Annotated in this window: 1 rRNA gene; it reads right to left on the reverse strand. The window is 52.2% G+C overall.

Features of this window, described 5'->3' with window-relative positions:
- Positions 1-434: ribosomal RNA gene (locus FH975_RS00055) — 16S ribosomal RNA — on the reverse strand; the annotation flags it as partial.
- Positions 435-500 lie beyond the last annotated feature (66 nt).

A 500-nucleotide genomic window follows, 5' to 3' on the forward strand; every position in this document is an offset into this window, starting at 1 on the left:
ACTTTACAACCCGAAGGCCTTCTTCATACACGCGGCATGGCTGCATCAGGCTTGCGCCCATTGTGCAATATTCCCCACTGCTGCCTCCCGTAGGAGTCTGGACCGTGTCTCAGTTCCAGTGTGGCTGGTCATCCTCTCAGACCAGCTAGGGATCGTCGCCTAGGTGAGCCGTTACCCCACCTACTAGCTAATCCCATCTGGGCACATCCGATGGCAAGAGGCCCGAAGGTCCCCCTCTTTGGTCTTGCGACGTTATGCGGTATTAGCTACCGTTTCCAGTAGTTATCCCCCTCCATCAGGCAGTTTCCCAGACATTACTCACCCGTCCGCCACTCGTCAGCGAAGCAGCAAGCTGCTTCCTGTTACCGTTCGACTTGCATGTGTTAGGCCTGCCGCCAGCGTTCAATCTGAGCCATGATCAAACTCTTCAATTTAAAAGTTTGATGCTCAATGAATTAAACTTCGTAATGAATTACGTGTTCACTCGTTGAGACTTGGTA

The sequence above is a fragment of the Nesterenkonia haasae genome, from assembly GCF_010119385.1.
Lineage (GTDB): Bacteria > Actinomycetota > Actinomycetes > Actinomycetales > Micrococcaceae > Nesterenkonia > Nesterenkonia haasae.